The sequence below is a fragment of the Nioella sp. MMSF_3534 genome, assembly GCF_030732985.1.
GTDB lineage: Bacteria > Pseudomonadota > Alphaproteobacteria > Rhodobacterales > Rhodobacteraceae > Nioella.
This window is the reverse complement of record NZ_JASHJX010000043.1, coordinates 32,912-40,877: the sequence shown is the minus strand read 5'-3', so window position 1 is coordinate 40,877 and position 7,966 is coordinate 32,912. Positions and strand designations below refer to the sequence as shown.

The 7,966-nt window shown below is 65.3% G+C and carries 6 protein-coding genes; 3 read left to right on the top strand and 3 right to left on the bottom strand.

What is annotated here, in order from left to right:
* Positions 1-98: 98 nt before the first annotated feature.
* Genes RBB16_RS16500 through RBB16_RS16490 form a run of 3 tightly spaced genes read right to left on the bottom strand, consistent with a single transcriptional unit; the run spans position 99 to position 3,818 of the window.
* On the bottom strand, positions 99-1,484 hold the full coding sequence (locus RBB16_RS16500) for a pyridoxal-dependent decarboxylase (protein ID WP_306047194.1): 1,386 nt from the start codon (positions 1,482-1,484) through the stop codon (positions 99-101).
* 35 nt (positions 1,485-1,519) lie between these two features.
* On the bottom strand, positions 1,520-2,584 hold the full coding sequence (locus RBB16_RS16495) for a trifunctional transcriptional activator/DNA repair protein Ada/methylated-DNA--[protein]-cysteine S-methyltransferase (protein ID WP_306047193.1): 1,065 nt from the start codon (positions 2,582-2,584) through the stop codon (positions 1,520-1,522).
* Positions 2,585-2,633: 49 nt separating this feature from the next.
* Complete coding sequence (locus tag RBB16_RS16490) at positions 2,634-3,818, bottom strand: pyridoxal phosphate-dependent aminotransferase (RefSeq protein WP_306047192.1); 1,185 nt, start codon at positions 3,816-3,818, stop codon at positions 2,634-2,636.
* Between the two features lie 264 nt (positions 3,819-4,082).
* Between RBB16_RS16490 and cysS the strand changes: the two genes are divergently transcribed.
* From cysS to RBB16_RS16475, 3 genes are all read left to right on the top strand, one after another.
* Positions 4,083-5,462, top strand: a complete 1,380-nt coding sequence (gene cysS / locus RBB16_RS16485; RefSeq protein ID WP_306047191.1) for a cysteine--tRNA ligase — start codon at positions 4,083-4,085, stop codon at positions 5,460-5,462.
* 106 nt (positions 5,463-5,568) lie between these two features.
* Entirely contained in the window at positions 5,569-7,191 is a 1,623-nt protein-coding gene (gene cimA, locus RBB16_RS16480) for a citramalate synthase (RefSeq protein ID WP_306047190.1), read from the top strand.
* Positions 7,188-7,958 (top strand): squalene/phytoene synthase family protein, encoded by a 771-nt coding sequence (locus RBB16_RS16475; protein ID WP_306047189.1) that lies wholly within the window; start codon positions 7,188-7,190, stop codon positions 7,956-7,958. The genes cimA and RBB16_RS16475 overlap by 4 nt, the downstream gene beginning before the upstream one ends.
* The last annotated feature ends 8 nt before the right edge of the window (positions 7,959-7,966 follow it).

The window sequence follows — 7,966 nt, the reverse complement described above, 5'->3', positions numbered from 1 at the left end:
CCCCCCCCCCCCCCCCCCCCCCCCCCCCCCCCCCCCCCCCCCCCCCCCCCCCCCCCCCCCCCCCCGGATCGACGTGGCGAAGCCACGGCGAAATCCCCCTATCCAAGCATTTCCCGCAGGACAGTTTCGACCATCATCACATCCTCGCGGGTGCAATCGAAACTGCCCGCCGTCATGCGGATGACGAAGCGGCCCTCGTGGCGGGTCTGGGTCAGGTAGACGCGGCCATCGGCGTTGACCTTCTGGATCAGTGCCTCGGTTGCCGCATCCCCGTCGCGATGCGCGAAGGAAAAGAGCGCCAGCCGGGGGTCTGTCACGATCTCCAGCCCCGGGATCGCCGCCACACGCTCCGCCAGTTCCGCCACCCAGGCCACGTGATTGCGCAGGCGGGTCCGCAACCCCTCCAGCCCGTAGGCACGCAGCACGAACCACAGTTTCAGCGCCCGGAAGCGGCGGCCAAGCGGCACGGTCCATTCGTTGAAATCGGTGATCTCGCTGCTTTCCAGCGTCTCCAGGTAGTCGGGGCGCAGCCCGAGCGTGCGGATCTGCGGGGCCGGATCGCGCAGGAACTGGACGGAGCAGTCGAACTGCACGCCGAGCCATTTATGGGGGTTGAAGACGATCGAGTCGCAGCCCTCGGCCCCCGCCCAGAGGGGCCGGAATTCCGCGCAGATCATCGCCGACCCGGCCCATGCTGCGTCCACATGGGTATAAAGCCCCTCGGCCTGCGCAACGGGCAGGCAGGCGGCGATATCGTCGAAAGCCCCGACCGATGTGCCGCCCGCGCAGAAGATGACACCGGCGGGCACCAGCCCCGCCGCCCGGTCCTCGGCAACGGTCTTGGCCAGCGCGTCCGGGTCCATCGACAGGTCGTCCCGCGTGGGGATCTTCACCAGGTTTTCCTGCCCGATCCCTGAAAGCCGCACCGCCTTGTCCACCGAACTATGGGTCTGGGCCGAGGCATAGACGCGCAGGCGGGGCTGACCCGACAAGCCTTCGGTCAGCCCGCGCCAATCGAGCGCCCGTTCGCGCATGGTCAGCACCGCCGACAGGGTCGCGGTGGTCGCGCTGTCATGGATCGTGCCGGTGAACCCCTCGGGCAGGCCAAGCCCCGCGCGCAGCCATTGCACCATCCGTTCCTCGATCTCGGTTGCGGCGGGCGAGGTCTGCCACAGCATGCATTGCGCGCTGATCGCGTTGGCCAGCTGCTCGGCCAGCATCGAGGCGGGCGAGGCGTTCGACGGGAAATAGGCGAAGAACCGCGGGTGCTGCCAATGGGTCATGGCGCCGGGCACGATGCGTTCGAAATCGGCGAAGATGTCGTCCATCGGTTCCGCCGTTTCCGGTGCCTCAGCCGGCAGCGCCTCGCGGATCGAGCCCGGTGTCACGTCGGGGCGCACGGGCCTCTCGCGCAGCGTGGCGTGATAGTCCTGCGCCCATGCGGCGGCCCTGGCGGACCATTTCGGCAGATCGTCGTGGTTCATGGCGGCATCTCCCTTCACCAGAATTGCTTATCATGTTAAGCGAATTTCGCAACCCCGGTGTAGTGACGTTCGATATCGATTAGCCGCCGCTTGCGCCAGAGCCCGCCGCCATAGCCCGTCAGGCTGCCATCGGCGCCGATCACCCGGTGGCAGGGGATCAGGATCGCGATGCGATTGGCCCCATTGGCGCGGGCAACGGCGCGGGTGGCCTCGGGGCGGCCGATCCGGGTGGCGAGGTCGGAATAGCTGCGGGTTTCGCCCGCCGGAATGCGCTGCAGCGCGTCCCAGACCTGCCGCTGGAAGGGCGTGCCGCCGGGGGCAAGCGGCACGGTGAAGAGGGCGTTTTGCCCCTCCATGAAGGCCGCCAGCTCCTGCGCCGCACGCTCGGTCGGGGCAGGGCGGCCAAGCCCCAGATCGCCTTTCGCGTCCCGCCACAGGGCCTTCAACTCGGTCGGCAGGGCCTTGCGATCGGCAAATTCCAGCAGGTAGAGCGCCCGTTCATCGCTGACCGCCACCATGGGCCCAAGCGCCGTGTCGATCCAATCCGCCTGCAGTCGCGCGCCCGCCCTCAGGCTGCCCGGCGCAATCCCCAGAAGCCGGGCGAACCCGGCGCGGAAGGCGGAGGGGCTCTCGAACCCGGCATCAAGCTGCGCTTCGGTCACGCTGCCGGTATCGCCAAGCGCGGTGAAGCCTTCACGCAAGCGCCGCTGGCGGGCCATGTCGAGAAAGCTCATCCCGAAATGGCGTTTGAAAGCGCGGCGTACGGTGGACGGATCGTAACCCATGGCCACCAGGTCGGCCTCGCGCCAGCGGCGGGCAGGGGCGCGGTCGAGCGCGGCCAGCAGGGTTTCCACCAGAGGATCGCCGCTCTGGTTCAGGGGGTGGCAGCGTTTGCAGGGGCGAAACCCCGCCTCCAGACAGGCGCCTGCCGTGGGGTGGAAGGCGCAGTTCTTTCTTAGCGGCTTCCGCGCGGGGCAGGTGAAGCGGCAGAAAATGCCCGTGGAGCGCACCGCCACATAGGCGCGCCCGTCATAGGCCGGGTCCTTGGCCAGAAGCGCGGCATAGAGCGTGTCGGGGTCGGGCAGGTCGAAAAGGGTCATGACGCGACCCTATCCGATTCCGCCCGCCCGTGACGCCGGTTTTCGGGCGTCAATCCTGCAGCGCCCCGGCCCGTTCGCGGGCGAAGTCCAGCAAGGTCGCCACCGCCTCGCGAAGCCTGTCGTCCGCGACCGTCAGGGCCACGCGGATATGCCCCGCCGCCGCCTGACCGAAGCTTTCGCCGGGCATCACCGCGATATGGTGCTGTTTCAGCAGGGCAAAGGCGAAGTCCTCGCCGCTGAGGCCGGTGGCGCGGATATCCAGCATCGCATACATCGCCCCCTGCGCCGGGATCGCGCGCACCACCTGCTGCCCTGCCACCAGATCGAGCACCAGCCCGCGGCGACGGCGGAAAGGCTCGGCGATGCGCGCCTCGAAATCCTCACCCAGTTCCAGCGCGAAAAGACCCGCCGACTGCACGAAGCCCGCGACTCCGTAATTGGTGTTGGTGGCCAGCTGGATCAGGTTTTCCGTCACCTCCTCGGGCGCCACGATCCAGCCGCAGCGCGATCCGGTCATCGCGTGGCTTTTCGAGAGCGACCCGATCTGCATGGTGCGGTCCGCCATACCGGGCAGGGTGCGCGGGCTGATATGCGGCCCGTCCCAGACCTGCGTGTCATAGACCTCGTCGGAGATGAGCCACAGGTCATGCTCCTGCACCACGCGGGCGATCCCGGCCATGGTTTCCGCGCCATAAACCGCGCCCGTTGGGTTGTTGGGCGAGTTGATCAGCAGTGACCTCGCCCCCGGTGCGGATTTGGCGATTTCGCCTGGATCGGGCTGGAAGCCATGGGCCGAGCGCGCCTTCACCGCCACCGGCACCGCGCCCACGGACCGGATCGTGCCGGGGTAGGTGGCGTAGTAGGGGTCGATGAAAAGCGCCCGGTCGCCCTCGTCGCAGGCGGCGTGATGGGCCATGAAGAGCGCGGCCTGACCGCCCGGTGTGATCATCACATTGTCGCGCGTCGTCTTCAGGCCTGACCGCTCCGTCACCCGCGCCGCCACCTTGTCGCGCAGCGCGTCGATGCCGGGGATCATGGCGTAGCCCGTGTTGCCGCCCGCAGCCGAGGCATGCATCGCCTCAAGGATCTGGGCGTCGGTGCGGATGTCATGTTCGCCGATGGTCAGCTCGGTCACGTCAACACCCGCGGCGATCATCCGGCGCGCCTCTATGAACAGGCCCCAGCCATCGTCGCCATCCCCGTTCAACGTCGAAATCCGCCGTGATTGCCGCATCGCCGCACCTGTCCGTCTGATCGTGATTCCAAGGCCCCGAGAGGCGCATGCCATCTCCGCCTTGTCAACGCCGGTCCCGGCAGTTTGCCGGAAGGGCTTGGCAGCGCGGCGGAAGCGGGCTAGGGTCGCCGCCATGAACGCAACGCTCTGCATCATCTGCTGCATTATTACCGGCTGACATCGTCAGGGCGGACCGTTCGTTGCTTCCAAAACAATACAGAAGTTGATAGGCCCGCCCGCGAGCGCCCCTCGTGAGGAACAGGCATGACTACGATCAGGTTTCACAACACCCGCACCCGAAGGAAAGAGGTTTTCGAGCCTCTCGATGCCAGCAACGTGCGCATGTATGTCTGTGGCCCCACGGTCTATGACCGCGCCCATATGGGCAATGCGCGGGCGGCGGTGTCTTTCGACGTGGCCTACCGGCTTTTGCGCCATGTCTACGGGGCCGATCATGTCACCTATGTGCGCAATTTCACCGACGTGGATGACAAGATCAACGCCAAGGCCGCCGAAACCGGGCGACCGATCAGCGACATCACCGCCGAAACCACGCAATGGTATCTCGACGACATGGCCGCTTTGGGCGTGCTGGAGCCGAACCAGATGCCGCGCGCCACGCAATATATCGGGCAGATGGTGGCAATGATCGAAGAGCTGATCGCCAAGGGCCATGCCTATGCCGCCGAGGGGCATGTGCTCTTCTCGGTGAAAAGCTACCCGGACTATGGCCGCCTCTCGGGCCGGTCGGTCGATGACATGATTGCGGGTGCCCGGGTGGAAGTGGCCCCCTACAAGCGCGATCCGATGGATTTCGTGTTGTGGAAGCCCTCGTCCGACGATCTGCCGGGCTGGGACAGCCCCTGGGGCCGAGGGCGGCCCGGCTGGCATATCGAGTGCTCCGCCATGGCCTATGAATTGCTTGGCGAAACCTTCGACATTCACGGCGGCGGCAACGACCTGATGTTTCCGCATCATGAAAACGAAATCGCCCAAAGCTGCTGCGCCCATCCCGAGGGCGGCTTCGCGCGCTATTGGCTGCACAACGAGATGCTGCAGGTCGAGGGCAAGAAAATGTCCAAGTCACTGGGCAATTTCTTCACCGTGCATGACCTGCTGGAACAGGGCATTCCGGGCGAGGTGATCCGGTTTGTGTTCCTACAGACCCATTACGGCAAACCGATGGACTGGACCGCGAAGAAGGCCGAGGATGCGGAGAAGACGCTGCGAAAGTGGCGGGAGCAACTCGACGGAGTGGAGAGTCTAGCTAGGCGTGTACCACTCGAAGTGGTCGATGCGCTGGCAGACGACCTAAACACGCCTCTCGCAATTTCGGTGCTTCATAAGTTAGCGCGTGAAGGCCGAAGTGAAGAACTCTTTACTGCACTGAAACTTCTCGGAATTGGCAACGACTGGAAAGACGGCGCCTATCGTGACGTAGAGGCATTCTCTGTGCTAGTTCCACTGCAAGAAGCGCTTCTGGACGCACGCGCCAGTGCCATGGAGTCGAAAGATTTCTCCGAAGTCGATCGGCTCAAGACCGTACTGATCGACGCAGGGGTAGAGGTTCGAATGTCCAAGGCGGGCGTGGAGCTGGTTCCGACCCCCAAATTCGACGCGACGAAGCTGGAGGGGCTGGCATGAAGAATTTTCCGGAAAATTCTTCCGATCCGAAAAATCTTCTGGAAGATTTTTCCTTCGATGGCAGCCAGAAAAATCTTCCAGAAGATTTTTCCTGCGGAGGCACCAAATGACCAGATCCCGCCTCTACATCTACGACACCACGCTGCGCGACGGGCAGCAGACGCAGGGCGTGCAGTTCTCCACCGCCGAGAAACAGACCATCGCGACCCTGCTCGACCGGCTCGGCGTGGATTACATCGAGGGCGGCTGGCCCGGCGCCAACCCCACCGACAGCGCCTTCTTCGACGCAGCCCCCCGGACCCGCGCCACCATGACCGCCTTCGGCATGACCAAGCGCGCGGGCCGGTCGGCCGAGAATGACGAGGTTCTGGCGGGCGTCCTGAACGCGGGCACCGGGGCGGTCTGCCTCGTCGGCAAGACCCATGATTTCCACGTGGACACCGCGCTTGGCATCACCTTGCCGGAAAACCTGGACAACATCGCGAAGTCCGTGGCGCACCTGGTGGCTCAGGGGCGCGAGGCGCTCTTCGATGCGGAACATTTCTTCGATGGGTACAAGGCCAACCCCGTCTATGCGCTGGACTGCCTGAGGGCCGCGCTGGACAATGGCGCGCGTTGGATCGTGCTATGCGATACCAATGGCGGCACATTGCCGGAAGAAATCGGGCGCATCACCGGCGAGGTGATCGCCGCTGGCGTCCCGGGCGAGCGGCTCGGTATCCACACCCATAACGACACCGAAACCGCTGTAGCCGGTAGCCTTGCCGCCGTTGAAGCGGGTGCGCGGCAAATTCAGGGGACATTGAATGGGCTTGGCGAACGCTGCGGCAACGCGAACCTCACCACGCTCATCCCGACGCTGCTGCTCAAGGAACCCTATGCCAGCCGATACGAGACCGGCATCACGCTCGATGCGCTGACCGGACTGACCAAGATCAGCCGCACGCTTGATGATATCCTCAACCGCGTGCCTATGCGGCAGGCGCCCTATGTGGGCAGTTCCGCCTTTGCGCACAAGGCCGGGCTTCATGCCAGCGCGATCCTGAAGGATCCCACGACCTACGAACATATCGACCCTGCCACGGTTGGAAACGCCCGCATCATCCCGATGTCGAACCAGGCCGGGCAGTCGAACCTGATCCGCCGCTTGGCCGAGGCCGGGCTGACCGTTGAAAAGGGCCATCCGGCGCTTGGCACCATCCTTGAGGAGATCAAGGCGCGCGAGGCGGAGGGCTATTCCTACGACACCGCGCAGGCCAGTTTCGAGCTGCTGGCGCGTCGGGCGCTCGGGCAGTTGCCGAGCTTCTTCGAGGTGAAGCGCTACAAGGTCACCGTCGAGCGGCGCAAGAACAAGTACAACCGCATGGTCAGCCTGTCAGAGGCCGTCGTGGTGGTGAAGATCGGGGACAGCAAGATGCTGTCGGTCAGCGAAAGCATGGATGAGACCGGCGCCGATCGCGGGCCGGTCAATGCGCTCTCCAAGGCGCTGGCCAAGGATCTCGGCCCCTACCAATCCTATATCGACGATATCAAGCTGGTGGATTTCAAGGTGCGTATCACCCAGGGCGGGACCGAGGCCGTGACCCGCGTGACCATCGACAGCCAGGACAGCAGCGGGCGGCGCTGGTCCACCGTCGGCGTGTCGCCCAATATAGTGGATGCAAGCTTCGAGGCGCTGCTCGACGCGGTTACCTGGAAACTGGTGCGCGACGGGGCACCGGCGGCATGAGTCTTCAGTCCTGCGCGGAGCTGGTGGAACGCGGTGATCCCGACCGGTTTCTGGCCACCATGGCCGCGCCGCCGGACGCACGCGCCGTGCTCTTCCCGCTCTACGCGTTCAACCTTGAGGTTGCCCGCGCACCATGGGTCGCGTCCGAGCCGATGATTGCCGAGATGCGTCTGCAATTCTGGCGCGATGTGATGGAAGAGATCGGGCAGGGCAAACCACCCCGCGCCCATGAGGTGGTGGAGCCGTTGGCACAGGCCATCCATCCCGGAAACGCCGCGCTGCTGGATGAGCTGATTGCCGCGCGCCGGTGGGATATCTACCGCGATGCCTTTGAGGACGAGGCGCATTTCGACCGCTACATAGACGCAACCGCCGGTAACCTTGCCTGGGTTGCGGCCCGTGCGCTTGGCGCAGCGGATCAAGCGGAAACCGCCGTTCGCGATATCGCCTGGGGTGGCGGCGTTGCGGGGTTTCTGCGCGCCGTGCCGGAACTGGAAGCGCGGGGCAGGGTGCCGCTGCTCGATGGCAGGCCGGAGGGCGTGAAGGCCCTGGCGGACCGGGCACTGACGCGTTTTCGGCGCGGCAAGGCTGCGCAATCCGCCATCCATGCCGCTGCCAGACCTGCGCTTTATGCCTTCTGGCAGGCGGAGCCGATCCTGAAAGCTGCGCACACCAATCCTCTCCGCGTGGCAGACGGCGCCTTGGCTGGAAGCGAATTTGCCCGCCGTGCACGTCTGTTGCTTGTATCGCTGACAGGCAGGGTCTGAGCGATCCT

Coding starts and splice junctions, on each gene's coding strand:
- RBB16_RS16500 (WP_306047194.1), bottom strand. CDS start 1,484: ATGAACCACGACGATCTGCCGAAATGGTCCGCCAGGGCCGCCGCATGG.
- cysS (WP_306047191.1), top strand. CDS start 4,083: ATGACTACGATCAGGTTTCACAACACCCGCACCCGAAGGAAAGAGGTT.
- RBB16_RS16495 (WP_306047193.1), bottom strand. CDS start 2,584: ATGACCCTTTTCGACCTGCCCGACCCCGACACGCTCTATGCCGCGCTT.
- RBB16_RS16475 (WP_306047189.1), top strand. CDS start 7,188: ATGAGTCTTCAGTCCTGCGCGGAGCTGGTGGAACGCGGTGATCCCGAC.
- cimA (WP_306047190.1), top strand. CDS start 5,569: ATGACCAGATCCCGCCTCTACATCTACGACACCACGCTGCGCGACGGG.
- RBB16_RS16490 (WP_306047192.1), bottom strand. CDS start 3,818: ATGCGGCAATCACGGCGGATTTCGACGTTGAACGGGGATGGCGACGAT.